Source organism: Thalassospira sp. UBA4513, from assembly GCF_002388495.1.
GTDB classification, from domain to species: domain Bacteria; phylum Pseudomonadota; class Alphaproteobacteria; order Rhodospirillales; family Thalassospiraceae; genus Thalassospira; species Thalassospira tepidiphila.
On the sequence record NZ_DGMR01000030.1, the window covers coordinates 85,913 to 112,824 of the forward strand.

The window sequence follows — 26,912 nt, forward strand, 5'->3', positions numbered from 1 at the left end:
CCTTGCCCAGACCCGCGCAATTGCCGAAACTCGGCCCAACACGTTCATCATCCGGATTGCCAATGACCACGCCTGAAACCAGCTCCGCGACCCATCCGGCCTTTATCTCGGTTGAAAATCTCAGCAAACGGTTTGGCGACAAGCTTGCCCTTGATGATGTCAGCTTGCATCTTCCCAAGGGCGAAACCATGGCCATTATTGGTCCGTCTGCCGCAGGCAAAAGTGTTCTGATGAAATGTCTGGTTGGGATTTACGGGGCCGATGCTGGCAAGATCCTTTTGGATGGCGATGATGTCAGTCAAACCAATGCACCCAAACGCGCCGCATGGGCGGAACGCATTGGCATGCTGTTTCAACAAAATGCCCTGTTTGACAGCCTGAAGGTTTGGGAAAACATCTGCTTTCGTCAGATTGAAACCGGTACTCTCAGTCGCAAGGAGGCGCGGGAACGTGCCCTTGATCTGTTGGGCCTTGTCGGTCTGGCATCGGAAAGTGCGGATCTGACGCCAAGTGATCTGTCTGGTGGCATGCAAAAACGCGTTGGTGTCGCAAGGGCGATTTCCACCGATCCGGCGATCCTGTTGCTGGACAATCCGACCGCCGGACTTGATCCGGTTCTTTCGAACCATATCGAACGCATGATTGGCAAGATTGCAGAACAACGCGGGACCACGGTGATATCAATCACCAACGATATGCAGATTGCCCGCACCCGCTATCAGAACCTGATGATGATGCATGACGGCAAAGTCTATTGGGCAGGTAAAACCAAAGATATCGATGACGCACATAATGCGCATCTGACCCAGATGCTGAACGGATCGTCACAGGGTCCGATCACCATGCGAACCGGCAAACGCGAAGACCACGTCTATAGCTAACGGCACACACACCCTGCCCCGTGCCGGTTCTAGTTGGCTGTATAGACCGAAACGTCGGCTTCGCGGATCACATCGGCCCAAACCGGCCCTGGATGACGGTCGGTAAACAGAGCGTCGATTTCGGAAAGATGTCCCAGGCGCACCATCGCACGACGACCGAACTTCGATGCATCCGTGCACAGGAATGTTTGGCGGGCGTTGGAAATAATCGCCCGCGCGACGCGCACTTCACGATAATCAAAATCCATCAGACTGCCATCCTCATCGACGCCGGATATCCCGACAATCGCATAATCAACCTTGAACTGGTTGATGAAATCAATGGTGGCCTCGCCGATGACACCAAAATCGCGCTGTCGCACAACGCCGCCAGCAATGATCACTTCAAAGCCCTGGTTCGCGGCACAGATTTCTGCAACATGCAGGTTATTGGTAATGATCTTAAGGCTTTTATGCCCCAGAAGCGCGTGCGCGACTTCTTCGTTGGTCGTTCCGATATTGATAAACAGAGACGCGCCTTCGGGGATATGTTGCGCCACCAGCTTTGCGATCTCGCGCTTGCTGCCAAGGTTCAGAACCTGACGGTCGGTATAGGCGGTATTTTCGGTGGTCGAGACACTGGCAGCCCCGCCGTGATAGCGGGCAATCAGGCCTTCCTCGGCCATTTCATTGATGTCGCGTCGGATGGTTTGTGGCGTGACAGAAAAATGTTCGGCAAGGGTATCAATGGTCATAAAGCTGTTGGAGGCGACAAGCTCCAAAATCTCTCTACGACGCCGATCCAGTTTCCCCATGCCTCTCTCCTTCTGTTTTCAATTTTCATCTTTATTGGAAAATTTTCATTCCTGATCAAAATGCTTTCTCTTGAGCCATTTGGCAAGCCTTGTCCGCCGAAAGCGAAATGCTCGCAGAACGCCAGCGGCGAACTTCGATAAGCGCAGAAAACAAAAAAGCCGGGTTTCATTCCCGGCTTTTTGCTTTTGACTTGGTGCCTATCACGCCTTTTTGCGTGCCACGATCCGTTCCCGTACAGCTGGTTCGGTACCTGTCGGATCGACATGCCCCTCGCCAATCACGATAGCTTCACGCAGCAAGGCGGTTGCTTCTTCAAGCTGTGCCTCGTCACGGGTATGGGCCAGGCATATTGGTGTCTCAGCCGATACCGGCTGTCCAACCTTGACGAAATCGGTAAAGCCGACAGCAAAGTCGATCTTCTGATCTGCCCGCGTCCGTCCGCCTTTAAGCGACACCAGCGCAAGACCGACCTTTCTGGCATCCATCGAAAGAACACGTCCGGTCTTGGCGGCCGTTACCGTGTTGATCATCGGGGCGGCTTCAAGATACTTGTTGGTGTTTTCGACAAAGTCCGCAGGACCACCAAGACTTGATACCATCTTGCCAAATGTCTCGGCTGCCTTGCCGCTCTCAAGTGCCTCTGTTGCCATACGCAGGCCATCGGAAACGTCGGCTGCCACACCACTAACGGTCAGCATTTCTGCCGCCAGCGCCATGGTGACGTCATAGACACGTTGTTCCTGGTGCTTGCCGGTCAGGAAGTCGATTGCTTCCTGCACTTCGAGTGCATTGCCAACTGTGTCACCGAGCACCTGCTCCATATCAGTCAGAAGTGCGACCGTGGGAACACCGTTGCGGGTGGCAACTTCGGTGATGCTTTCGGCCAGTTCACGGGCGCGCTCATACTCGTTCATAAAGGCGCCAGAGCCGAATTTCACATCCATGACAAGGCTATCAAGCCCGGCTGCCAGTTTCTTTGACAGGATGGACGCCGTTATCAACGGGATGCTCTCAACCGTCGCTGTCACGTCGCGAATGCCATAAAACCGTTTATCCGCCGGTGCCAGATCGGCTGTCTGCCCGATAATGGCGCAGCCGACTTCACGGGTGACCTTGGCGAATTCGTCAAGACTTGGTGTGGTGCGATAGCCCGGAATGGAGTCAAACTTGTCCAGCGTCCCGCCCGTATGGCCAAGGCCACGGCCGGAAATCATCGGCACGAACGCCCCGCAGGCACCAACAATCGGACCCAGCATCAGGCTGACCTTGTCACCAACGCCACCGGTCGAATGCTTGTCCACTACCGATCCGTCAAGGCCAAGCGCCTTCCAGTCCAGAACCGTACCGCTATCGCGCATGTTGCGCGTAAGGGCCGCGCGTTCGTCCATGGTCATGCCATTAAAGAACACAGCCATGGCAAGGGCGGCAACCTGCCCTTCGCTGATGCTGTTATCTGTGATGCCCTTGACGAAAAAGGCAATCTCAGCGTCTGTCAGAACATCGCCCTCGCGTTTACGGCGAATGATTTCTTGGGGCAGCATGTGCTGTCTCCTGCGCACGTGTCGTTAATTCAAATTAGCAGCCTTGAAGTCATGCGACTTCAGGAAGCGCTTGAAAAATATTGCAGTAATATCTTGATAAGATTGGCCGAACCGGACTTCGACATTTCCAATGTCTGCTCGTGGCTAAGCGGTGTCGCGCTCATGCCGGCGGCCAGATTTGTGATGTTTGAAACCGCGGCGACCTTGAATCCAAGACGGCGGGCCAGAATGTTTTCCGGCACGGTCGACATACCGACCGCATCCGCGCCAAGGATCTTAAGCGCGCGGATTTCCGCTGGCGTCTCAAAGCTTGGCCCTGTGCACCAGCAATAGGTTCCCTCAAACAGTTTGATGCCAAGCTTGGCCGCCGCACCATGCAGGCCAGAACCAATTTCAGGATCATAGGGCACATCCATGCCGACGAAACGGTCATTTCCGTGATACCCGATCAACGGATTGGGACCAAACAGGCTGATATGATCAGTGATCAGCATCAGACTGCCCGGCACGGCATCAGGGATCAGTGAACCGGCAGCATTGGTCAAAAGCAGACGTTCCGCGCCAAGTTCGCGCATAATTTCAAGCGGTTCGGCCATCAAATCCGATCGGCCATGCTCGTAATAATGCGCCCGGCCCTGCATCACAGCGACCGACACACCGCCAATACGGCCAAGAACAAGTGTCCCGCCATGTCCGACCACCGTGGGGCGCGGGAAGCCCGGGAGTTCTTCGTAGGCAATGCTGATCGCATCACTTACGGCGTCAACCACACCACCAAGGCCGCTGCCCAGAACCAATGCGACTTCTGCCTTGAAACCCGGCGCCCTGGCGGCAATGACATCAAGCGCTGCTTTTACATTGCTCATTTGAGGTTCTCCGGCCCGAAGGAATGGGGAATAAGTTCTTCACGGCTGAGCGTCAGAAGCGTTTCACCTGCATCATTGATGATAAAGATGGTCGCATCCGGACCGGTAAATTCGCGGATCTTCTGGCGGCACCCACCACACGGGGTACAGGCGATATCGCCCAGCCCGACAACGACGATTTCATTAAACCGGGTTTCCCCTGACAGTACCATCGCCGAAATCGCGCCGGCCTCGGCACAGACGCCTTCGGGATATGCCGCATTTTCAACATTGCAGCCCGAAATGACCTTACCCTCAGTCGTGCGCAGCGCGGCACCGACAAAGAACTTCGAATAAGGCGCATATGCCTTGTCACGAGCCGCAAGTGCCGCGTCAATCAGATCGCGCGGAGCCTGTTTATGAGCAACCATTTGTTTGATCCTGTTTTGATTACCTATCGCGCCTGACCAAAGCGCACATTTTTCGAAAAGTGGTTCGGGACTGCCTGTATGATAGGCCGAGACCCGAACCACGAAAAGCTCAGCGTTCCTTGACGTATGCCCGCCCAAGTGCCTTTGGCGGAATGGCCCGGCCAATGAAACCGGCCAGAAGAATAACCGTCAGGATATAGGGCAATGCCTGCACCAACTGGACCGGAACTTCGCCGATACCGGGCAAAACAACGCCCTGCAAACGTGTGGCCGCCGCATCTAGGAAGCCAAACAGAAGGCAAGCTGCCAATGCCGGGAATGGACGCCACTTGCCAAACACCATCGCGGCCAGCGCGATATAGCCCTTGCCTGCGGTCATGTCCTGCAGGAAGGATGCACCTTGCGCCGTTGAAAGATAGGCGCCTGACATGCCAACAAGCACGCCACTGCAAATTACAGCGCGATAGCGCATGGCGACAACACCAATGCCGGCCGTATCAACAGCGCCCGGGTTTTCACCAACCGCGCGCAGACGCAAGCCAAACCGGGTGCGATACATCACCCACCAGGCTGCCGGAACGGCAAGGAAGGCGACATAAACCAGAATGTTATGACCGCTCAGCAGTTCCGAGTAAATCAGGCCCAGAACCGGAACGTCCTGAACGGCGTCGGCACCCGGGAACGTGATCGGCTGGAAACGCGATCCTTTATCAAGCGCTGGCGTTTTGCCGCCTTGTGCGAAAAGTGCAATCCCGACAAGGGCGGTCAGACCCGACATCAGGATATTGATCGCCATGCCCGAAACCACTTGGTTGCCCTTGTGCGTGATGCAGGCAAAACCATGCAGCAGCGACAGCGCAATCGTGGTTGCAATCGCGGCCAGAAGCCCGACCCACGGGCTTCCGACATAGAAGGCAACCGCAGCAGCCGAAAACGCACCGCCCAGCATCATGCCTTCAAGGGCAAGGTTAATTGTCCCGGACCGTTCGGAAAACATCCCGGCCAAGGCCGCAAGAATAAGCGGTGTCGAGGTCCGCAGCGTCGCATCAAACAACAGGATAATTAGCTGAAATGTATCCATTACGCGGCCTCCCCGGCATCCTGGCGCAGACGCCAGGCTGTATAGATCTTTGTCACACGCGGACGGAACATGTGTTCCATCGCACCGGTAAACAGGATGACAAGCCCCTGAATAACCACAACCATGTCATTCGAGATGGTCGGAATTTCAAATGAAAGCTCCGCCCCGCCCTGATAGAGCATCCCAAACAACAATGCTGCCAAGAAGATGCCAAATGGATGGTTGCGCCCCATCAGCGCCACAGCGATGCCGACAAAGCCATACCCGGCGGTAAAATCAATCAGCAGGCGGTGCTGAACACCCATGACTTCGTTTAGCGCCACGAAGGATGACAGCGCACCTGAGATCATCATCGCAATGATAATAAAACGCCCGGGTTCAAGCCCGGCATAGGTTGCCGCCACCGCATTGGCACCGACTGTCCGGATGGCATAGCCCCAACGGGTATGCCAGATAAACAGCCAGACCATGACGCTGATGACGATGGCATAGACAAATGACAGGTTCAGCGGGCTTGACGCCATATCAATGCCCAGCGCGCCTGCAATGTCATGAATGAATGGCAATCGCAAATGTTCGGCGATCTGTTCGCTTTCGGGCGTCATCGAGCCTTCCGGACGAAGCACATTGACCAGCAGATACACCATCAGCGATGAGGCGATGAAGTTGAACATGATCGTCGTAATAACGACGTGCGATCCGCGACGCGCCTGCAAGTAGGCCGGGATATAAGCCCACGCCGCGCCAAAAATCATCGCCGCCAACATCGCCACAACCAGCATGATCGGGAATGGCAGGAAGTCGAGATAAAGGGCTGCCAAAGTTACACCAAGGCCACCGATATAGGCCTGCCCTTCGGCACCGATGTTAAACAGCCCGCAATGGAACGCGACGGCAAAGGCAAGGCCGGTAAAGATGAAGTTGGTGGTGTAATAAAGCGTATAACCCCACGCCTCTTCATAGCCAAACGCGCCATAAAGCAGGATTTCAACCACCTGAACCGGGTTTTCACCAATCGCCAGAACCACAAGCCCGGACACAACAAGAGCAAGCAGCAGGTTCAGTAAAGGTAATGCGCCAACATCAATCCAGCGCGGCAGTTCGACAGTCTTGCTCATGCCTGCCCCTCCGCTGCCTTGGCTTCATTTGGGTCAACGCCCGCCATCATCAAACCAAGCACGCGTTCGTTGGCCTCGGACGCAGCGACTTCACCAATGATGGCACCATCGCACATCACCAGAATGCGGTCGGCAAGCGACATAATCTCGTCAAGCTCCACTGACACCAGAAGGACGGCTTTGCCAGCATCCCGCATGGCGACAATACGTTTGTGAATGAATTCAATGGCACCGATATCGACACCACGGGTCGGCTGGCCCACCAGAAGCAATTCCGGATCACGCATGATTTCACGCGCCAGAACAAGCTTTTGCTGATTGCCGCCCGAGAAATTGGCAGCTTTCAAATCCGGATTGTCCGGACGAACGTCAAATTCCGACATCATATTGGCTGTGGCAGCTGAAATAGCATCCCAATCCAGAAGCCCGCCCTTTTGATAGGCAGGATCATCTTCATAGCCAAGAATGGCTGCCTCTTTGGCTGAAAAGGCCGTGACCATTGCCATGCGATGGCGATCCTCGGGCACATGCGCGACACCGCGACGACGGAGCTCTGCGGCATCTACCCCTTTACCGGGCGTTACATCTTGCCCGTTCAGTTCCACGGTCCCTTCGCTGGCAGATCTGATTCCACCAAGCGCTTCAAGCAGTTCGCTTTGCCCGTTACCGGATACCCCGGCAATGCCGACGATTTCGCCTGCGCGCACCGTAAAGGTCGCATTTTTGACCTTGCGAACGCCCTGCGCATTATCAACGCAAAGATTATCGACTTTCAGCACCGTTGCCGCCGGATTGGCTTCACCTTTTTCCAAGCGCAACAATACCTTACGGCCGACCATTAATTCCGATAGTTCTTCCGGGCTGGTTTCGGCTGTCTTGCGATGTGCCACCATTGCGCCTTGGCGCATGACGGAAACATTGTCCGTTGCGGCCATGATTTCGCGCAGTTTGTGGGTAATCAGAACAACCGTCTTGCCCTGTTCTTTCAGGGTATCAAGAATTCTGAAAAGATGATCTGCTTCTTGGGGTGTCAGAACACCGGTCGGCTCATCCAGAATAAGAATTTCCGCCCCGCGATAGAGCGCTTTTAGGATTTCCACACGTTGCTGGAGCCCGACCGAAAGATCACCCACCGTGGCATCGGGATCGATGTTGAGCGAATATTCGCGTTCAAGACGTTTGAGTTCTTCGCGTGCCTTTTGCACACCATCGCGCAGAACAGCACCGCCTTCGACGCCAAGAATAACGTTCTCAAGCACCGAGAACGTCTCAACCAACATGAAATGCTGGTGAACCATCCCGATCCCGACCGCAATCGCGTCTTCTGATCCGTTGATTTCACAGAGCTTGCCATCGACGTGAATGGTTCCTGCATCGGCCTGATAAAAGCCATACAGAATACTCATCAGGGTCGATTTACCAGCCCCATTTTCGCCCACGATTCCGTGGATAGTTCCTTTGTCGACCTTAAGGTCGATTTCTTTATTGGCATGTACCGCACCGAACCGCTTGTCTATACCGCGCAGTTCAATAGCGGGTTGCACGGCACCGGTTTCCCCGGCGCCGTGCATTTGATGCATCGTATCCGACACGACAAATCCCCGATTTGCTTTGACGTCTGCCTTACATTGGGCAGGCGCTATCGCTCATGTAATCGTGTACTTCAAGGTTACCGGAAATGATTGCTTCCTTGGCCTCGGCAACGGCTGCTTTCATTTCGTCGGTGATCAGGCTTTCGTTGTTTTCATCAAGTGCCCAATCAACGCCGCCCTCTGCAAGACCCAGAATGGTCAGGCCCTGCTCCCAGGTATCGTTGGCAGCAGCCTCGAAAGCTTCGTAAACAGCAACGTCAACGCGTTTCAGCATAGACGTCAGAACCGAACCCGGATGCAGGCCGTTCTGGTTGGAGTCCACACCAATACCGAGTTTACCGGCATCTGCAGCAGCCTGAAGCACACCAACGCCAGTACCACCTGCAGCATGGTAAACAACATCCGCACCACGGTCGAACTGCGATTTCGCAAGTTCACCACCCTTTACCGGATCGTTCCAGGCCGCACCGGTGGTACCGGTCATGTTCTGGAAGACTTCCGCATCACCGTTCGAATACTTCACGCCCTGTGCGTAGCCGCAGGCGAATTTGCGGATCAGCGGGATGTCCATACCACCAACGAAACCGACTTTGCCGGTTTCAGATGCCATAGCCGCCAGAACACCGACAAGGAACGAACCTTCATGTTCCTTGAAAACCACCGACTGAACGTTCGGCAGGTCTACAACCATGTCAACAATGGTAAATTTGGTTTCAGGGAATTCTTTAGCAACTTTTTCAAGTGCAGAAGCCTGGGAAAAACCAATCGCAACAATCGGATTCATGCCGCGGCGCGCAAAGTTGCGCATTGCCTGCTCGCGCTGTGAATCGTTCTGGATTTCGAAGTCACGATACTCAGTACCGGTATCTTCCTTGTACTTCTCGGCACCCGTGTATGCCGCCTGGTTGAATGAGCGGTCAAAACGACCACCAAGATCGTAAACCACAGCCGGATTGATTTCTGCAGCCGAAGCAACGCCTGCATAGCAAGCAACAGCCGCGACCACCGAGGTCAGAAGCTTTTTCATTCCGATGCCCTTCTTTGTTTGAATTCTGATTATCTTTCCGCCAATGCCCATCTTGTTTGGCGGAACTCCCTCATCGAAAACACATGTCTCGCAACATAAGCAAAGCGGCGTTGGTCAAGGACCAATGCAGCGCAGTTTGGCATGCTGCGAATGCTCATGGTAACTACAAAATATAGTGCCCTGTAAATAGCTGAGCACGCAACACGTTGCACAGACCTGTCCACTTGGTCAGCACCAATGCACTACAACCGGAACTTCAAATCGCATATCTGCGGGGTTTCCCTTAGTTTCGGACCAATCAGGCTCAAACCTGAACCAACCTTTTCTGCACGTTAATTTATCTTTGTCGATACGCGTAAATGGCATCAAATCGGGACCATTGAACCTCGAATGACTGAAATTGGTGCGTTTCCGATTCTTCCCGACATAAATGAACCGGTGCGGACCTAAGACCACAACCGATGTGTAATTTTAACCACACCGTCAACAACCGGACATACCGTTCGCGAAAGTTTGGTGCTAGCATTCCGCGGGGCAAAGATTTTCCGACCCACAGATTTGCGTTTTCATACTTTCCCTCCCGATCGGGACAGGAAGAGTGGATTATTGTTGGAGAACAGGAATGAAAAGAACAATTGCAGGGCTGCTGTCGGCCTGCACCATGCTGAGCCTTGGTGCCGGAAGCGCGTTGGCCGATTATGATTTGCGTCTGATCCATACCAATGACGTCCATGACCGCGTTGAATCGGTCACAAAATACAATAATACTTGCAGCGCCGAGGACGACGCCGAAGGCAAGTGCTTTGGCGGCTATGGCCGTCTTGCCACAGCCATTCGTGACGCCCGTGCCGAAGGCGGCAATGTTCTGGTTGTCGATGCAGGCGATCAGTTCCAAGGGTCCCTTTATTACTCGACCTACAAGGGTTCGCTGACGGCTGAACTCATGAACCTTGTTGATTATGATGCAATGGCGGTTGGCAACCATGAGTTTGATGATGGCCCGGACGTTCTGGCAAGCTTCATCAAAAAAAGCCTTACCCCCATTTTGTCGGCCAACATCGAAGCCACCACGGATGGGCTGAACGAACTAATCAAACCTGAAACCATCATCACGGTTGGTGGTGAACGCATTGGTATCGTCGGGCTGACAACGCCGGAAACCGCCGACATTTCAAGTGCGGGTCCGAACGTCAAGTTCAACGACCTTGCGCAATCACTGCAAAGCTCAGTCGATCGCTTGACCGCCCAGGGCATCAACAAAATTGTCGCTCTCAGCCATTCGGGTTCATATGCCGATTTTGAGTATGTCAGCGATGTCACTGGTGTTGACGTGATTGTCGGCGGTCATGACCATCTTCTGTTTTCCAACAGTGATGACAAGGCATCCCATCCCTACCCGGTCGTCAAAAATGGTGCCGATGGCAAACCTGTTCTGATCGTCCAGGCGTATGCCTACAGCCGTTACCTTGGAGACCTGAACGTCACATTTGATGATGCAGGTGTGGCAACCGCATGGTCGGGTGATCCGATTGCGCTTGATGCCAGCATCAAACAGGCCGAGGACGTTCTTGCCGTTATCGCAGAGGCCAGCGGTCAGGTTGATGCCGTTCGCACCCTTGAAGTCGGCAGCTTCACAGCACCTGCAGATGGATCGCGCGAAATCTGCCGCAAGATGGAATGTTCCATGGGTTCATTGGTTGCTGACGCGATGCTCTGGAAAGCCGGTGATGACTATCAGATCGCCATCCAGAATGGCGGCGGTGTACGTGCAAGCATCGATGAAGGCACGGTTACCATGGGTGAAGTCCTGACGGTTCTTCCGTTCCAGAATGCGCTGGCAACCTTCAAGCTTTCCGGTGCGGATATCGTTGCATCGCTTGAACATGGTGTATCGCTTGTCGAGGAAGGCAAAGGCCAGTTTCCGCAGGTTGCGGGCCTGAAATTTGACCTTGATCTTTCGCAACCTGCCGGATCGCGTGTTTCAAACGTCATGGTTGCCGAGGGCAACGGCTTCGTACCGATCGAGACCGGCAAAATGTATGGCGTTGTTTCCAACGACTTCATGCGCAATGGCGGTGATGGTTACGCCCTGTTCCGGGATAATGCCACCGATGTCTATGACTTCGGACCGAACCTTGAACAGGCTGTTGCCGACTATATCGGGCTTAACTCGCCAATGACCCCGACGACCAAGGGTCGCATCAACCTGAAATAAACAGGTTTTCTGCGCGATCAAGCGACCGAAAGGCAGTCCGTAACGGACTGCCTTTTTTGTTTTCCTTGCCTTCATGCGCGCTTGAGGCTTATCAACATCGCTTACAGCACATGACCGTCACCTGCGTGACGTCCCACGACAAAGAGCACCCGTTCTCTATGACGCCTAATGCTAACATTCTTTGCTTTGGTGCCGCCCATTTCGACCGCACCTTGCAATGTACCGAGACTTTTGTGCCCGCTGCCTCGAACCCGGTTCGGACATTGCATCGCAAACCTGGCGGTGTCAGCCGCAACATTGCGGTGCATCTGCGGCTTCTGGGCAATAATGTCGCGATGCTTGGTGCTGTCGGGGATGACGGGGATGGCGATCAGGTCATCGAGGCGCTGTCCGAACTTGGGATCGACACCCGTCATCTGATGAAGATCAGTGGCATGGCAACGGCCGGTTACACGGCCCTTCTTGATGAAACCGGCGAACTCGCGCTCGGCATGATGAATGCCGAGGTCTATGACCTGCTGACCATTGATCGCCTTGAACCGCATCTGGCAAACCTTCAGGCACGGCCATGGTGGTTGGTTGATGCGAACCTGCCGACCGAAAGCATCATGTGGCTTGCCGAAAACAAACAGACGACAAAACTGTGCGCAGCTACCGTTTCGCCCAGCAAGGCAGTAAGGTTCAAGCCGGTGCTTGATAAACTGGACCTACTGATTGCGAACCGCGCAGAAACACGCATCCTGACCGGCATCGAGATCAACGATCTTGCGCAGGCAAAGGTTGCTGTCGAGCTTTTGCGCGGCAAGGGTATCCCGGATGTCGTGATCACGCTTGGTGCACAAGGGGTTGTGTCCTCGTCAGCATCGGGGACGGCGTTCTGGCATCCGTTGCCCACCAAGGTCAAAGACGTCAATGGTGCGGGTGATGCCTTCTATTCCGGTTTTTTGTCGGCTTACTCGAAACCGCATACAAGCTTTGACGATGCAATGGCATCGGGCCTCGCGATGGCCAGCCTGACGGCAGAAACCGAGGGCACCACTGTTTGGGATCTGACGCTCGACGCAGTCACGGAACGCGCAGCAAAGGCCGAAAGCAAAGCCCTTTGACCCAAAGGGGCCAAACCAAGATCCTGCTTGATGATTGCATGGAACATCCAACGCAGGTAGCTTGTCCTGAATTCAACATCAAACCGGAGCCGATCCGATGCATCCATTTTTCATCTTTGTGAAATGTGAACTTGGCAAAGCCTATGACGTCGCAGCAGCGCTTGTTGAAGAAGTCGAAGGCGTTTCCGAAGTCTATTCCATCTCCGGCCCGTTTGAATTGTTGGTCAAGGTATATATTGATGACGGACAGGATATTGGGCGCTATGTGAACGAAAGTATCCACAAGCTGCCTCATATCAAGGACACCCAGACCATCATTACCTTTAACGCCTTCACCTGAGGGGCAAACGGCCGAAAAACAAGCTTGCAGAACCAAAAGCGGCGCCAATCAGGCGCCGCTTTCTTTCTGTCGGATGCAGGCAACTCAACTTAGTTTCTGGCAACATCCCGGATCACATCAAGAATGATCTCGGTCCCCTTTTCGATCAGCACAACATCGTCGCCAACGATCTGACGCAGCGCACCGTCCGTGCGCGCAGGAAGTCGCGAAATCAGGTTATCTGGCAAATCGCGCTTGGCGATGCCGGGCGGCAAGGTACCACCGCGCTCAAGCTTCATGGCAATACCGGGCGGCAAGCCTTTATTGCCTTTACCCTTGTTACCCTTGTCCTTTTTGTCGCTATCTTGGTCAGACTGCCCGGTCGCAACATCAAGCACATCGCGAATAATGAGCCGTTCTTCATCACTGAAAATACCGCCACCTTGGGCAAGTTCGACGACGGTGTGGTGATGTTCCTGATTGGCCGGATGTGACTGTACAGGTGTTGTCAGAGCAAGACTGGCACCCACAAGAACAAAACCGGTCGTAATTTCTTTGACCCAGCTGGTTGTGAACGGCATGGCGACCTCTGTCATCGTGAAAAACATCCAAACTCATGTGGGGACTTTGCCCAAAATTGCGACAAGCCCAGTAAGGATAACGTTTCACCAGCCACCTTTATGCCATACAGCAGAGAATATTTTTCTGGATTGGTCACCGGGCAGATCACGGCAATACCAGATGACGCATTTGACCTTGTCATCAATACGCCTTGGGCTTTTCAATCCGCGATGATGTTCGACCGAAAACACTGGTCGATTTAACGCTATCATATTGTTTTCATAGACAGTTCATTATGTGATACAAATCACTCTGTCATCGCGAAAAGCGACGGCAACCAAGTTTCATTAGAACAACAGAATTAATTTCCAATATGGCATCCGGTAGATTTTCTGTTCATCTTGCCAAGACCAAACAAGACCTGAAAGCGGCGCAAGAACTTCGCTTTGAGGTCTTCTTTGGCGAATTTCACGCCAAAGCCATGACCGAGCAACACTCGGCCGGCCTTGATAGCGATAAATTCGACGCGTTCTGCGAACACTTGCTGGTCGTGGATAATGAAAATGACAAGAAAGTCATCGCCACCACCAGATTGCTGCTTTCGCAACAAAAACCCGCAGATCTCTCATACATCGCGCAGGAAGAGTTCTCTATTCCCCTGCTTGGCGCTGTGAAAGACAACTGCATGGAAGTCGGCCGATCCTGTGTTCACAAGGACTATCGCGATGGCAAGGCCATTCAGCTTCTGTGGCGCGGTATCACCAAGCTGATTTTCAATCATGACATTCGCTACCTGTTCGGCTGCGCAAGCTTCCATGCGACCGATATCGACAAGATCGCCTACGAACTGTCATACCTGCATCACTACCGATTGGATGATGAACCTCATATTGCACGCGCACTCGATTATCAGTCGATGGAACGCATGGCAAAAGACGACATTGATCCGGACGAGGCCCTTGCGAAATTGCCACCCTTGATCAAAGCCTACTTGTCGCTGGGTGGCGTTGTTGGCGATGGCGTCGCACTTGATCCCGATTTCAAGACGCTTGATGTATTGATTACGGTAGATGTCGCCAAGGTCCCTGACCAATACTACAGATTCTATAAAAAGCAGGCTGATCGCCTTGATCTCACGCCTCTAAACGCGTGAGTGCGATTACTGTTAAAAGAAACATCCGTGACGTCAAACAAGGGTTTTCAAGCGCTTTGGACCAGATGGCAACACCCCACATCACTGCACCGATCACACCAGCACAGCACGTGAAGGCAGGGCTCAAATTCACGACGCTGATGGTCTGGCTGTTTGCGATGCTGATCCCTTTCCTGATCCTTGAAGGTCTCAAGCTCCGGGCCAGTTCCCAGATTGTCCGCATCTGGCACCTTGGTGCCCGCAAGATCACAGGCATCAAGGTCGAAGTCACTGGATCGCCAAGCGAAACCCTTCCTTTGCTGCTGTTGGGGAACCATACGTCTTACCTCGACATTCCGGTGATCAATGCGCTGTTCACCGTAAATTTCATCGCCAAGTCCGAAGTTCGCGGCTGGCCAGGGATCGGGTTCCTTGCGCGCTGTTGCCAAACCATTTTTGTTGAGCGCCGGGCCATCAAATCCCACGAACAGATCAAGATCCTGCGCGACAAGATCCTCCCCGACCGTCGGCTGGTTCTGTTTGCCGAAGGGACAAGTACGGATGGAAGTGTCGTCCTGCCGTTCAAATCGTCGCTGATGGAATTTGTGTTTGACGAAAAGATCGCTGAAGTTTGCCACGTTCAGCCGATAACCGTTTTATGCCTGAAAGACAGCGCGAGTGGATCTTCGCCAGAACCGGAAACGGTTCTTTACCCCTGGTTTGACGACACCACCCTTGCCTTCCATTTCTGGCGCTTCATGGCAACGTCGGGCTGTACCGTCAAAGTCCATTTCAGTCCAAGCCGTCGGGTATCCGAATTTGATAACCGCAAGGAACTGACCCGATGGGCCCATGCGGGGGTTCAAAACGGCTATGACATCATCCTGAAAAAGTCTTGAGGCAAGCCTCAAGCCTTTCGCGCACGGGCGTGTGCCCAGTCTTCCTTCATCTGATACCACTTCTTTTCGCCAATCATCTTGCCGAGATACTGGTCAATGACCTTAAGCTTGAAGATGCTGGCAAGACCCGCCGCACGCGCAGGCCAGGTTTCAGGCAAGGCGCGCAATGTCAGGCTGATGCCAGCCGTGCTGTATTCGATGAAATGCCACCAGCGGCTGGGGATAAAGATGGTATCGCCCGGCTCCAGAATGCATTCATAGCCGTGAATATCTTTAAGCTTCGGATAGCGTTCCAGATCCGGGTTCCGAAAATCAATATTGCACGAAACAGTCAGTGGATGCTGATACAGGTGCCGTCCATTTTCGCTTCCATACAGGATCACACGTTTGGTGCCGGTCATCTGCGTCAGGAAAACATGGCTGTGATCAAGGTCGTAATGGATATCGACATAGGCGTCCTGACCACCAACAAACAGGAATGGATGATTTTTCAGGAACGTAACGCCAAGGTCAGTATATGAAAAATCCTCGCGCAGTTGTGGCATATGCTTGAACACATTGAACAAAAACATGCGAAGCGGTGTCGGCCCCGCCTGAATAAGATCAAGATATTCGCCAAAGGGCATGCTTTGGGTTGAATCGAGATAGTCGTTATCCGAGTTTGCAAATGCCTCGCTGTAAAGCGGCACCTCGACATCGCCACAGCCCTGCTTCAGGTAGTCATAAGACCATTTTTCCAATGCAGGCCAGTTTGCGGCGAAACTGCGCATGATGACGGGACGTTTGGGCTTAAGATATTGGTCAATAAACTCTTCTCGGCTCAGATCATCTCGTCGATCAATGCTCAGATAGCTTAACTGGCTCGTCATTCCGGCCCCGTCTGTTTTCTTGTTTTGCTGCATACCAGAACGCTCAAGCCTTTTTTCTGTTCCACCTTCAGCTTGGAGCTTCTCAGATAGATCATAGGAAACAGACGAAATCAAGCTGGCTGCGCCGGTGGCACTATGGACTAAACAGTTGTAATTTTTGATCTCTTGCGATGAGCCAACGTGATTTGGGAACCGATCTGGCTTCACCATAATCAATCGCGTCGGCCACGGCCCAAATGCGCGGGCTCGAAACGAAAAAAGCACCCTTTTGGGGTGCTTTAATCAATGGCGGGCAAGGAGGGATTCGAACCCTCGATAGGGCTTTTGACCCTATACTCCCTTAGCAGGGGAGCGCCTTCAGCCACTCGGCCACTTGCCCTTTATGTCCTTGGTGTTCCCTGCGGAACGACGCCTTTCTTAAACATCGCCATGGCGCATGTCAATGCCCGAAACCAGCGTTAAGGTCGTTTTCTTTTTAACAGTCCTGCCAAATAAAACCAGCAGCTTTTTGACTGCATTGCTCACTGCATTTCACGGTTGATTGGGAAAAGAGTCTTCAAACCATCACATGGCTGTCATCGGACAGAAAAAAACAGCTGTCATAACGGTGTGGTCGATTGGTTTTTCACCGTCTTTTGACGTAAATGCTGGTTGGAGAAAAATGCGTACGATCTATCAAAGCACGGATGATCTCGGTCATACCCTTCGCGCCCTCAAGATGACCAAGGAAGGTCATAACGATCCTGTTTACATGGGGCTGGTCATTCAGGACCGCGAAGTCCTGTTCCGTACCCGCGAAAATAGTTCACGCGATTTCGTTTTGCAGAAGATCAAGGAATTCGTCGCAGGCAATGCGACAAGTTTGGTATCCCAACCGGCCTGATGGCCGGTTTTTTATTGCCTGTACACACGCACCCTAACCGTTCGCGTCCATCCCGAACGGCTTGGGGTGCAAGCGACTTCAGTCGCGCCGGGGCGGCGATCCCCGTTCGCCCTGCAACTTCACCGCCGGTCGTCTTGACCGGCGGTTTCTTTTGATTTCATACGCCTGCGGTTGCTTGCTTTGCGGCATATCCCCGCCACATCAAAATCAGTGCAACACCCAAAACCGGTAACACACCAAAGTTGATCAGGCTCCAACCAGCACCGGCGATCAATGCCCCGCTGGCAATTGTGGCGACTGTCGCCGTCCCACTGTTGCCAAGTTCCATCAGGCTTTGCGCATGCCCGCGTTCCGCCGCATCATGCCCCTCGCCCAGCATCGTCGTCCCCGCCAACAGCATCATGTTCCAGCCAATCCCCAGAAGGAACGAACTGACCAGGAAAGCGGCAACCGAAATGCCCGAGACGGCAACGCCAACACTTATTACCAGCGCAAACGCCCCGAATGATGCGACCCGGCGTGGCCCAAACCGGTCGATCATTGGCCCGGCTACGAAGGCCGGCAAGAACATCCCGATCAAATGCCAACGGATCACGTTGGCCGAAACATCCACATCAAAGCCACAATATTTCATCGCAAGCGGCGTCGCTGTCATGACCAGAACCATAATCCCCTGGCCAGCGGCACTGATGGCGATCGCGCCACGAATGACTGGGCGGCGCAACAAATCGGACATAACCGCCCTGCTCGACCCGGCACGTTGCGGAATGCCGCCGTCTGGCAACATGATCATCAAGGATGCACCCAAGGCTGCGAGACCTGCCAGCGCCACATAGGCCCCGGAAAACGGAACTGGAAGTAAACCTTGGCTCGCAACAGCAATCTCAGGGGCAATTAGCGCGGCCAGAACACCCCCGCCCAGAACAAGGGCGGCAGCACGCCCCTTTTCGGATGGCGCGACAGTTTCCAGCGCGGCGTAACGATAATACATAGCCGACGCCTGATAGGTGCCAATCAGTGCAGCGGCAAACGTGACCAGCCAGAACGATCCGATATAAATGCCGTAAGCCACCATCAGGCCACCCAAAACTCCAAAGAGTGCCCCGACAAACAACCCAACGCGTCGTCCACGACGCTGCATCAACATGGCAAGCGGATGAACAGATACGAGGTTTCCGACCATAAGCATTCCAAGTGGCAAAGTTGCCATGGATGGCGCGGGCGCAAGCGATACACCGACAAGCGATGTCAGGGTAATGCCGATCAGTGAACAGGACCAATACAGCGCTTGTGCGAAGAAAAGCAGACGCAATGATCCATTGGTCAGCAACAACATGTTCCCAACTCCTGAAATTCAGACTGTGATGAAAGCCGTCAAACCGTTGTTAGTTTGCGGTGACTAATGATTTGCGGGCAAAGCGCTCCGCATATTCCTGGGGACTGACAGAAAGATGGCGCTGAAACGCCCGGCGCAGCGTTTCCGGATGACGGAAGCCGCACAACTCGGCAACCTGTCCAATCGCAAGGGCTTCGTCCTGCAACAGCGCACGGGCGGCTTCTACCCGAACCCGTTCGACATAACGCGCCGGGCTCATCCCCAGATCACGCGCAAACACCCGTGAAAAAGTGCGCGGTGTCATCCCGGCACGTTCGGCAAGCGTTTCAAGCGACAAATCCTTGGCGATATTGCCGGGCAACCATTCAAGCAGATTTGCAAGCCGTGCTGTGGCACCTGTTTCAGGGATAAGATAGGCGCTGAACTGTGCCTGCCCGCCGGGCCGTTTGAGGAACATCACAAGCCGGCGCGCAACGGACAAGGCCAGGGCACGCCCAAAATCGGCCTCCACAATCGCCAGTGCCAGATCAATCCCGGCGGTGACACCAGCTGATGTAAAAACGTGCGGATCGCCATCCAAGCCCGCGGGATCATAGCTATGCAGCCGATCGCCCATCATTTGGATTGCCGGGTAATCCCGTGCCATTTGTTCGCAACGCGACCAGTGGGTTGTGGCCATTTTGCCATCAAGCACCCCCGCCTCGGCCAGAATAAGTGCACCTGAACAAATCGAGCCTAGCCGCGATACGATGCCTTCGGCCTTTCTGACCCAATCAAGGATTTGCGGTTCTTTGCATTCTGTCAGAACACCGACACCACCTGGCACCAGCAAGGTATCGACCGTTTCCAGATCAAGGTCGCGCCACGCCATATCGGCATATATTCGCACACCACAGGATGTCTGTACCGGCCCACTCGCCCCGGCCACAACGATCCCGTCGTATCCTTGTGGCCGTCCCAGCGCGGAAAGCTCGTCATTTGCCGAGCCAAACACCTGAAGCGGCCCGATGACATCAAGACTCATGACACCATCAAAGGCGTGGCAGGCGACTAATTTCGGGGTATGGGGCGAGTTGGACATCATCGTAGCTCCTTGTCAGAGATACATCATGCCCAATCCCGAATGTGGCAACAATGACAAACACCCCACGAATCTTGCCAACTGGCTTTCGTGGGGTGGTTTGGTCATTCAACGCCAAAAGGATGTCTTCGGCTCAGAACCCGCTTCGTTGCAACAATGCATAGAAATCGCGGATCGTGCCTTCCTTGGTCGTCATGTCCTTGATGTCATCGACCAATTTGTCGGTAAAGTTGGGCTGTTTCAGATACCCGACCACCCTTTTCCGGGCCATGGCAGCCGATTTGCCCTCAATCAGAACACCACTTGAACAGAACTGAACCAGCATATAGGCGCGTTTGCGCAAATGCAGGCTCGGATTATCAATGCGTTCAATCACCTTCTCGCGGACAAGATACTCTGCCAGCCCGTCATCAAGCTTGGCACCGATTTCCGCCTTCTGTTCGTCAGGAACGTTTGATGCCGCAAGCACGTCGTTCATATGTTTGACGGTCGCCATTTTGTCGCGTGGCTTGGCGTCCGGCTCACAGAACGCGCGCAAAGCACGCATATCACCAACAGCGTCGCGCATCATTTCGTAAAGTTCGTCGGCAAAGTCTTCGACGATCCCGCTATTGGCAACCGCAATAAGCCAGGTCAGCTTCCGGAAGTTGGGGATCAGGCGACTGTTGATTTCTGCGACACCTTCGATCAGGGCCCGTGGGCCACCAACATTGCGCAACCGAGCACCACGTTCAGCAATCGCGCTGACCATCGGCGTGCCATAAATCACGCCCTGCTCTGTGATCAGGCGTTCAAGGATACCGTCAAGCGGATCCGGATCGCTTTCGTGGCGTTGCAGGCTATTGGCACTGCGCAGTTCGCGAACGATGTAATCAAACATCGCTTCCTGACTGTTGGCCAAAAGGCCAGACCCAAACAGCGGGTTCAGAAGTTCCAGAATGTCATCGGCAGCACCGCGATTGCCCTTTGCCCGACCAAGTGCGAGGTCAATGTGCAGGGTCACCGCTTCGCCAAAGCTGCGCGAACCGCCAAGCAGTTCCTTGAGTGCGACGGGAGAACCGAGAATATCGGCAATCACGTCATCAATCATCTTGCGGGCAGCTTCGTCCTTTTCATCGCCCTTGACCTTAAGCGCGAGGTCAAGCTTGCCAACCCAGTTACGGGTCGAGGACAGCACACGCGTCAGCGCAACCATGGTCAGGAAGTCGGTATCTTCCGCAAGGTTGAGGCGTCGGATTTCGTCACGCACTTCCGAAATGGTGGCGTCTTCGAATGCCGGCAGATCGACCTTCTCAACTTCGCGGGCGCGCGCAGAAAGCTGCTCAATCGCGCCATGAAGGTTGTTCATCGCCTCAATGTGATCGCCATCCGTCGCCTTGGCATGAAGCCCGGCAACCTTGTCGACCGCGGTCGGCATCAAGGTGTCATGGAACATCAACTTGCGCAGGTTCTGGTAATTGTACATTACCTCGCAAGGCGTCAGAATTTCCTGTTCGAAATATTTGCGCAGCAACCGGTTGATGGTCGCGCGGCTTTCTTTCTGCAAAAGGTCGTTATCCGTCTCGCACAACGGCGCTTCGTCGATCGAAGTTACCCGAACGTCATCGTCCTGGTCATCGCCAGCACCTTGTTTTTCGAGAAGTACCTTTTCAATATGACGACCGTCGCCGCGTTCCCAGTTACGAATAACGCGCACGGCAGAGATCTTGGTTTTCACAAGCTTTTCAGCTTCTGTAACCGCCTCCTGTTCGACATCAAATGTCGAATGGATTATCCAGCGATCCCCACGCTGGACCATAACTTCAAATGTCGTATCCGACATGACGCGCTCTGGCTCCCTAACTTCCTGTTTGGGCGGCATAAGTCTGCCGTTTAACTAGTCAGGCGCGTGTCCCAATTTTTATATTTATTCTTACTTATACTGCTATTCGGGTTCCTAAAACAATAGTTCGATGCAGATGTTTTATATACTTTCGGGTATTTCTTTAGAATTTCCTGAATTCCCCTGCCCTTCAAGCTGGGAAATTCTGACAATCGAACTGCGTATTCGCCCTTCAACCGTCCTTTTGTGACGGATCACGGTATCCGCGCCGCAATTTCGGCTGTCAAATCGGCCAGCAGGCTGCTCATGGCGATAACGGTGTTGTCGAGTGTTTGATCGACTGGTGTGCTGACCTTGTCATATTTGGCTGCTGTGACGATTTCCCCACTTTGGAAACGCACAAGCTTCCAGCGTGCTGTGAGGTTAACATTGCCATCGGCCTGCAGTTCAAAACGGTCAATATCGACAACCACCTGCCATTCCACCATGTCCCGTGAGTTCCACGGAAAGACTTCCAGCCGTGCTGCAACCCCGGTCCTGTCGAGGTTATCCATAAGAACACGATTGATGTTCTCGCCCAGCGGTTCGGCCCAGCGGTAACCGGAATTGACCTCCGGTCGATTGGCGGCACTACGCGTGACGATCGTCGATCGGTCGAGATAGCTCGGAATTGTCACCGGACCCACGCCAATGACTGTCGTTTCACCGGATGCCGGCGACACCGGCTGCACCATTGGTGACAGCAAATAATATTGGTCAGGAACCGAGGGTGACGCGCAAGCGGCCAAAAGCGGTGCAACCAGCAGCACCCCCCATCTGGAGATCATTTTCCGGACTGTGTGTCGCATCATTTATTCTCCTCCGGGCCGCTCTTGCCAAGGATAAGGGCACTCGGGTTCTGTTCGAGGAAATCGGTCAGTTCACGCAGGGAACGCGCCGTCGCACCGAGTTCTTTCAGGGCCTGTTCAAGGTTGTAACGCACAGGTGACGTTGGCGCCGTGACATCGCGAACACCGCCAAGTGCCTCGCGTGCTGCATCCAGTGCGGTCTGGGTTGCGGGTAACACACTCGCATCCAGATTGGTAACAAGCGTATTTATGCCCGCTGCGGCCTGTTGCAGGCTGATCATCCCGTTATTCAGGGCCGGCGACGTTACGATATTCTCCATGCCCTCCACGGTCCCAAGCAGGCGAATTCCGATTTCTTCAATCGGGAAGGTCTCGACCTTTTCAAGAAGACTGGTTAGCGAATTTGCAATTTCGTCCAACTTTTGCGGCAATGTCGGAAGTTCCGGCAAATTGCCCTCTTGATTGCCAAGATAGCGCGCCGGGGAAACCGGATGCATGGACAGGTCGACAAACAACTGACCCGTAATGAAACTTCCTGTCTTGAGGCGGGCACGCAGGCCATTATCAATCAGGGTTTCAATGGTTTCCTGCGGGTCGACATCCCCCAGGCGCCCACCAACGATACTTACCCGTTCGGGTTCAAGTGTGACTTCAACCGGCACACGGAAGGCATGCTGTGTGACGACATATTCCAGGTCGACACTTTCGACTGTCCCGACACGGATACCGTTAAATTCCACAGGTGCACCGCGCGAAAGCCCGCGAACCGAGGAATCAAAATAAAGCATGTAGCGCTGGCTGTATCCCTCGGCAAGCAACTCGGCCTTCTCAAGGCTTTCATGCAGGCGGAATACCGTATCTGCGGTCGCCATTTCGTCGTTTTCATTTGCAGGCGGCGTATAAAAGTTGATCCCGCCCGCCAAAACAGAGCGAACAGACTGCGCGCGCACAGAAAAGCCTTCGGCATTCAGATCAAGGGCAATCCCGCTTGAATCCCAAAATCTGGTTTGGCGTTTAACAAGCGCATCGAAAGGTTTGCGGATAAATATGGGGATTGAAACACCATCCGCATTGGCATCCAGTTCGGTATCAAGCACCTCTCCGACCTCGATCCCGCGCAGAAGGACCGGTGTCCCCTCACCCAGGGAACCAAGTTCTTCTGCGGTCAGGACAAAACGCGTGCCGTTTTCTTCATCAGGGATAAATTGCGGCTCTTCCTCGCCAACAAATTGGCGTGCCTTTTCCCCCGACTTGTCAGGTATCACTTCAATGTAGGCCCCGGAAACAATGGTTTCCAAGCCGGTAATACCCCTCGCACTCACGCGTGGGCGCACAACCCAAAACCGCGTTTTATCTGTCAGGTAATCGCTGAAATCTGCGTTCATCCGGATCGTCAGAACAACATGTTCCATATCGTCGGCAAGATTTATGGCTGTTACCTGACCGACATCGACATCGCGATAACGCACGGCTGTCTTACCGGCAGACAGACCTTCGGCCGCTTCAAACGTAACGGTGATTTCAGGACCCTTTGAGACGATATCACGCCACAACAGCCAACCACCGACGATCAAGGCCACCAGCGGCACCAGCCAGATAATTGAAAAACGGCCCCAACCTGTTCGGATGTCGGGCTTTTCCGGCTGTTGATCCGGTTCTGAACTTTTCGCGTCACTCATGACGGAATCCCCTGATTTTGAACGCGGTCATGATCTGTCTTCACTCTTGCCAATCTTGGTCGCTTGACCGTTTGCATACCGGCGCGATCCCAAATCAAACGCGGATCAAAGGCCATGGCCGACAGCATTGTCAAAATAACCACCCCACAGAATGCCACAGCCCCGAAACCGGGTTGAACTGTTGCGATATTTCCAAGTTTCACCAGTGCAGCAAGGATCGATACCATAAACACATCAACCATCGACCATCGCCCGATCAGCTCCGTGATACGATAAATCAATGTGCGCTCCTTGAGTGGACCAGACAACCCCAAGGCGGTCGCAATATAAACCCACCCCAACAGCAGGATTTTGATGATTGGCACCAGAATGCTTGCAGTAAAGACAACGATGGCAATTGGCCACTCTCCGGCCCGGACCAGCGCGCTGACGCCGGAAAGTATTGTGTCTGCCTCTGCCCGGCCAAGATACGTCACGGTCATGATCGGAAAGACATTTGCCGGCACATACAAAATGACAGCAGCCAGCAATAACGCCCATGAACGCGACAGGCTGCGTGGTTTTCGGTGATGCACCATCGCACCACAGCGCGGACAATGCACATTTTCATGCCCGCCGCCCAGAACAACCATGGAGCATGTGTGACAGGTCAGAAGTGCTCTGTCTTGCTGATCTGAACCTTGTTGGTTGCCAATATCTTCAGATGTCGAATAACGCAGGTTTGCCGGTGCCAACCGCCGCCAAACGTAGCGCGGATCAAGCGTGATATTCATCAGAAGAACCGTCGGGATCAGACAGCAAATCGCAAAAAACGCAGGACCGGCAATGACGTCAGCAAAATCCGTCAGCTTGGTCAAAGCCACCAGCAACCCGATCAGGAAGACATCCAGCATCGACCAGGGCCGGATGATCGCCAGAATGCGCCAGACCTGCTGCATGCCGGGCACTTGCCGGTTCAAGCTGATCGGCAGCAATACATAGATGTGCGCCGTAATCAGGACCAGCGGTGCCAGTACAGATGTGACGGCGACCATAATGGCCAAAAACGGAAACCCTTCACGCCAGAACGTCAGCACGCCACTGCTCAGTGTGTTGGTCTCAACCCGGCCTTCCATGGCAAAGGTCAATACCGGATAGCTGTTGGCAATCAAGAACAACAGAAAGGCCGTAACAGCCAGTGCCAACGGTTTGTCAAAGCGCACCTGTGCCGCGCGGTACAACGGCGATCCACATCGAACGCAATATGCGACACTGCCCGTCGGGATTTCTTCCTCGACATGGAGATAGTCGCAATTTTCACAGGCGATCAGTCGATGAGACATTGTTTTCCTGTCTTTACAATCCGTTATACGGACTGGTTCGCACATCAAAGTAAGCGACACTTTTGCATGCAAGTCAAATCGGGTCACTTGGCAGCGGTGAATGTCCTTGGCAAATAAGACAAAACAATGTTCAGAGAGACATGATTTTACTGCGAAATTTCCGGCAGATGACGGCGCGCCTCAGACAGGACGATATCGTTGACCTGATCAAGAAGCCGACTGTTGATGGTTTTGTGATGCCAATATAATGGACGATCAATTTCAAACGGACACGGCCGAACCAGCTTTCCGGTGAGAAGCCCCTCTTCCGCCTGATGCTGTTCAACGACGGCGTAGGCGACACCCTGTTCGGCAAGGGTCACGAACCCCTGTGAACTTGGGACCGTGTGGGCGGGGAATTCCCCGGGGTTTAGTCCGAAATATTGATGAAGGAACTGGTTTTGCAGTTCATCATGTTCGGAAAAATTCACCGCTGGACAGGCGCGCAAGGCATCCGAGGTTACGCCATCCTTGAAATAGCGTTCCTGAAATTCTGGTGAAACCACCATAAAGTAACGCATGGAGCCCAGGGGCCGCACCCGACATCCCTGAATGGGTGTATTGCGCAAACTGACCGCACCGAGCACGTTTCCTTCCTGCAAGGATTGATGATTAAGCGATTCATCATCGACGACCAAATGCACCAGAACCCCAAGTTTCTCGAACAGAAGCTTGGGCACATCAACAAACCAGGTCGCCAGACTGTCGGCATTAACCGCAAGCGTTACCTGACCAAATTCGCCTTCGGCGCGCAGCTCTGGCAGTTCTGAACCCAGATCCTGTTCAAGCAGTCGCACACTTTGATAATGCGCAAGCAACCTTTGGCCTGCAACGGTTGGGACAACCGGCTTGGCGCGCACCAACACTGGCTGACCAAGTCGCTCCTCCATCAGCTTGACCCGCTGGGATATTGCAGACTGAGTTAGTCCAAGCGCCCGCGCCGCCTTCTCAAAGCTTCCGAAACGGATAACCTCCGCGCAGGCCTCAACCAATTTGTAATCGAGCATGACCAACCATTAATTTTACTAATCCATGTTTAGTATAATTCGATTTTCTTAATCCACAAAGGTGCTATCAACGGCGGACCACTGTACAAGGAATGCCACAGAATGCTTTTAACCTATGCCACCGGATTTGGCCTTGGCGGCGGGCTGATCATTGCGATTGGCGCTCAGAATGCCTTTGTTCTCGGTCAGGGATTGCGGCGCAATCATCCGCTGATGGTGGCCTTCGTCTGTGCCTTGTGCGATGCCGTTTTGATTGCAGCGGGCGTCGCAGGGCTTGGAACGCTGATTGCTGCCTACCCGCTCCTCACAAAGGTTGCGGCCTGGGGCGGCGGTTTATTCCTGATCTGGTATGGATTTGGTGCTCTGCGACGGTTGTTTGAAACCGAGACATTGTCGGAAAAGGCGATTTCAAAAACTGGCTGGAAGGCGGTTCTTACGACCACCCTCGCGGTCACGCTTTTGAACCCGCATGTCTATCTTGAT

At 53.7% G+C, this 26,912-nt stretch carries 25 protein-coding genes and 1 tRNA gene; 8 read left to right on the top strand and 18 right to left on the bottom strand.

Going from position 1 to position 26,912, the window contains the following annotated elements; all coding sequences use genetic code 11:
• Positions 1 to 62 precede the first annotated feature (62 nt).
• Complete coding sequence (locus B2T33_RS11990) at positions 63 to 881, top strand: ABC transporter ATP-binding protein (RefSeq protein ID WP_063089715.1); 819 nt, start codon at positions 63 to 65, stop codon at positions 879 to 881.
• Between the two features lie 29 nt (positions 882 to 910).
• Here B2T33_RS11990 and B2T33_RS11995 read toward each other — a convergent pair whose 3' ends face one another.
• The 8 genes from B2T33_RS11995 to B2T33_RS12030 all read right to left on the bottom strand — a co-directional run bounded on the left by B2T33_RS11995 (position 911) and on the right by B2T33_RS12030 (position 9,311).
• Positions 911 to 1,675 carry a DeoR/GlpR family DNA-binding transcription regulator gene (locus B2T33_RS11995; protein ID WP_008890742.1) on the bottom strand — a complete coding sequence of 255 codons (765 nt, stop codon included), beginning with the start codon at positions 1,673 to 1,675 and terminating at the stop codon, positions 911 to 913.
• A 201-nt stretch (positions 1,676 to 1,876) separates the two neighbouring features.
• On the bottom strand, positions 1,877 to 3,217 hold the full coding sequence (gene deoA / locus B2T33_RS12000) for a thymidine phosphorylase (RefSeq protein WP_286792092.1): 1,341 nt from the start codon (positions 3,215 to 3,217) through the stop codon (positions 1,877 to 1,879).
• A gap of 59 nt (positions 3,218 to 3,276) precedes the next feature.
• Positions 3,277 to 4,083 (bottom strand): purine-nucleoside phosphorylase, encoded by an 807-nt coding sequence (locus B2T33_RS12005; RefSeq protein WP_286792093.1) that lies wholly within the window; start codon positions 4,081 to 4,083, stop codon positions 3,277 to 3,279.
• Complete coding sequence (locus B2T33_RS12010; protein WP_286792094.1) at positions 4,080 to 4,493, bottom strand: cytidine deaminase; 414 nt, start codon at positions 4,491 to 4,493, stop codon at positions 4,080 to 4,082. Before B2T33_RS12010 ends, B2T33_RS12005 begins: the two co-directional genes overlap by 4 nt.
• A gap of 109 nt (positions 4,494 to 4,602) precedes the next feature.
• Entirely contained in the window at positions 4,603 to 5,574 is a 972-nt protein-coding gene (locus B2T33_RS12015) for an ABC transporter permease (RefSeq protein WP_197147555.1), read from the bottom strand.
• Complete coding sequence (locus B2T33_RS12020) at positions 5,574 to 6,692, bottom strand: ABC transporter permease (protein ID WP_197147556.1); 1,119 nt, start codon at positions 6,690 to 6,692, stop codon at positions 5,574 to 5,576. Before B2T33_RS12020 ends, B2T33_RS12015 begins: the two co-directional genes overlap by 1 nt.
• Entirely contained in the window at positions 6,689 to 8,272 is a 1,584-nt protein-coding gene (locus B2T33_RS12025; protein ID WP_414716640.1) for an ABC transporter ATP-binding protein, read from the bottom strand. Before B2T33_RS12025 ends, B2T33_RS12020 begins: the two co-directional genes overlap by 4 nt.
• 43 nt (positions 8,273 to 8,315) lie before the next feature.
• Positions 8,316 to 9,311 (bottom strand): BMP family lipoprotein, encoded by a 996-nt coding sequence (locus tag B2T33_RS12030; RefSeq protein ID WP_197147557.1) that lies wholly within the window; start codon positions 9,309 to 9,311, stop codon positions 8,316 to 8,318.
• 622 nt (positions 9,312 to 9,933) lie between these two features.
• Here B2T33_RS12030 and B2T33_RS12035 point away from each other — a divergent pair.
• From B2T33_RS12035 to B2T33_RS12045, 3 genes are all read left to right on the top strand, one after another.
• Entirely contained in the window at positions 9,934 to 11,526 is a 1,593-nt protein-coding gene (locus B2T33_RS12035) for a bifunctional metallophosphatase/5'-nucleotidase (RefSeq protein ID WP_197147558.1), read from the top strand.
• Between the two features lie 158 nt (positions 11,527 to 11,684).
• Complete coding sequence (locus B2T33_RS12040) at positions 11,685 to 12,632, top strand: carbohydrate kinase family protein (RefSeq protein ID WP_197147559.1); 948 nt, start codon at positions 11,685 to 11,687, stop codon at positions 12,630 to 12,632.
• Between the two features lie 97 nt (positions 12,633 to 12,729).
• Positions 12,730 to 12,972, top strand: a complete 243-nt coding sequence (locus B2T33_RS12045; protein WP_063089733.1) for an Lrp/AsnC ligand binding domain-containing protein — start codon at positions 12,730 to 12,732, stop codon at positions 12,970 to 12,972.
• 89 nt (positions 12,973 to 13,061) lie between these two features.
• Here the strand turns inward: B2T33_RS12045 and B2T33_RS12050 are convergent, their stop codons facing one another.
• Positions 13,062 to 13,532 (bottom strand): hypothetical protein, encoded by a 471-nt coding sequence (locus tag B2T33_RS12050; protein ID WP_197147681.1) that lies wholly within the window; start codon positions 13,530 to 13,532, stop codon positions 13,062 to 13,064.
• 353 nt (positions 13,533 to 13,885) lie between these two features.
• Here B2T33_RS12050 and B2T33_RS12055 point away from each other — a divergent pair, with 353 nt between their 5' ends.
• Together B2T33_RS12055 and B2T33_RS12060 are read left to right on the top strand one after the other, a co-directional pair.
• A complete protein-coding gene (locus B2T33_RS12055) occupies positions 13,886 to 14,665 on the top strand; it encodes a GNAT family N-acetyltransferase (protein ID WP_197147560.1) in 780 nt (259 codons plus the stop codon).
• 65 nt (positions 14,666 to 14,730) lie between these two features.
• On the top strand, positions 14,731 to 15,543 hold the full coding sequence (locus B2T33_RS12060; RefSeq protein WP_197147561.1) for a lysophospholipid acyltransferase family protein: 813 nt from the start codon (positions 14,731 to 14,733) through the stop codon (positions 15,541 to 15,543).
• A gap of 8 nt (positions 15,544 to 15,551) precedes the next feature.
• Here the strand turns inward: B2T33_RS12060 and B2T33_RS12065 are convergent, their stop codons facing one another.
• Together B2T33_RS12065 and B2T33_RS12070 are read right to left on the bottom strand one after the other, a co-directional pair.
• Positions 15,552 to 16,412 (bottom strand): cupin-like domain-containing protein, encoded by an 861-nt coding sequence (locus B2T33_RS12065; RefSeq protein ID WP_286792095.1) that lies wholly within the window; start codon positions 16,410 to 16,412, stop codon positions 15,552 to 15,554.
• Positions 16,413 to 16,698: 286 nt separating this feature from the next.
• Positions 16,699 to 16,791: transfer RNA gene (locus B2T33_RS12070), tRNA-Ser, on the bottom strand.
• A gap of 282 nt (positions 16,792 to 17,073) precedes the next feature.
• Here B2T33_RS12070 and B2T33_RS12075 point away from each other — a divergent pair.
• The gene (locus tag B2T33_RS12075) at positions 17,074 to 17,295 is read left to right on the top strand and encodes a hypothetical protein (protein WP_008890757.1); all 222 of its coding nucleotides are present in this window, start codon (positions 17,074 to 17,076) and stop codon (positions 17,293 to 17,295) included.
• 157 nt (positions 17,296 to 17,452) lie between these two features.
• On the opposite strand, the gene B2T33_RS12080 is transcribed toward B2T33_RS12075, so the two are convergent.
• The 7 genes from B2T33_RS12080 to B2T33_RS12110 all read right to left on the bottom strand — a co-directional run bounded on the left by B2T33_RS12080 (position 17,453) and on the right by B2T33_RS12110 (position 26,429).
• A complete protein-coding gene (locus tag B2T33_RS12080) occupies positions 17,453 to 18,631 on the bottom strand; it encodes an MFS transporter (protein WP_286792096.1) in 1,179 nt (392 codons plus the stop codon).
• A gap of 49 nt (positions 18,632 to 18,680) precedes the next feature.
• Complete coding sequence (locus B2T33_RS12085) at positions 18,681 to 19,715, bottom strand: GlxA family transcriptional regulator (RefSeq protein ID WP_286792097.1); 1,035 nt, start codon at positions 19,713 to 19,715, stop codon at positions 18,681 to 18,683.
• A 130-nt stretch (positions 19,716 to 19,845) separates the two neighbouring features.
• Positions 19,846 to 21,534 (bottom strand): hypothetical protein, encoded by a 1,689-nt coding sequence (locus B2T33_RS12090; RefSeq protein WP_008890760.1) that lies wholly within the window; start codon positions 21,532 to 21,534, stop codon positions 19,846 to 19,848.
• Between the two features lie 254 nt (positions 21,535 to 21,788).
• Entirely contained in the window at positions 21,789 to 22,385 is a 597-nt protein-coding gene (locus tag B2T33_RS12095) for a PqiC family protein (RefSeq protein WP_286792098.1), read from the bottom strand.
• A complete protein-coding gene (locus tag B2T33_RS12100; RefSeq protein WP_286792099.1) occupies positions 22,382 to 24,061 on the bottom strand; it encodes an intermembrane transport protein PqiB in 1,680 nt (559 codons plus the stop codon). The genes B2T33_RS12095 and B2T33_RS12100 overlap by 4 nt, the downstream gene beginning before the upstream one ends.
• Positions 24,058 to 25,383, bottom strand: a complete 1,326-nt coding sequence (locus B2T33_RS12105; protein WP_286792100.1) for a paraquat-inducible protein A — start codon at positions 25,381 to 25,383, stop codon at positions 24,058 to 24,060. The genes B2T33_RS12100 and B2T33_RS12105 overlap by 4 nt, the downstream gene beginning before the upstream one ends.
• A 146-nt stretch (positions 25,384 to 25,529) precedes the next feature.
• Positions 25,530 to 26,429: a LysR family transcriptional regulator ArgP gene (locus B2T33_RS12110; RefSeq protein WP_286792101.1), complete on the bottom strand. Its 900-nt coding sequence runs from the start codon at positions 26,427 to 26,429 to the stop codon at positions 25,530 to 25,532.
• Between the two features lie 102 nt (positions 26,430 to 26,531).
• Between B2T33_RS12110 and B2T33_RS12115 the strand changes: the two genes are divergently transcribed.
• A partial coding sequence (locus B2T33_RS12115) for a LysE/ArgO family amino acid transporter (RefSeq protein WP_286792102.1) occupies positions 26,532 to 26,912 on the top strand: 381 nt, incomplete at its 3' end.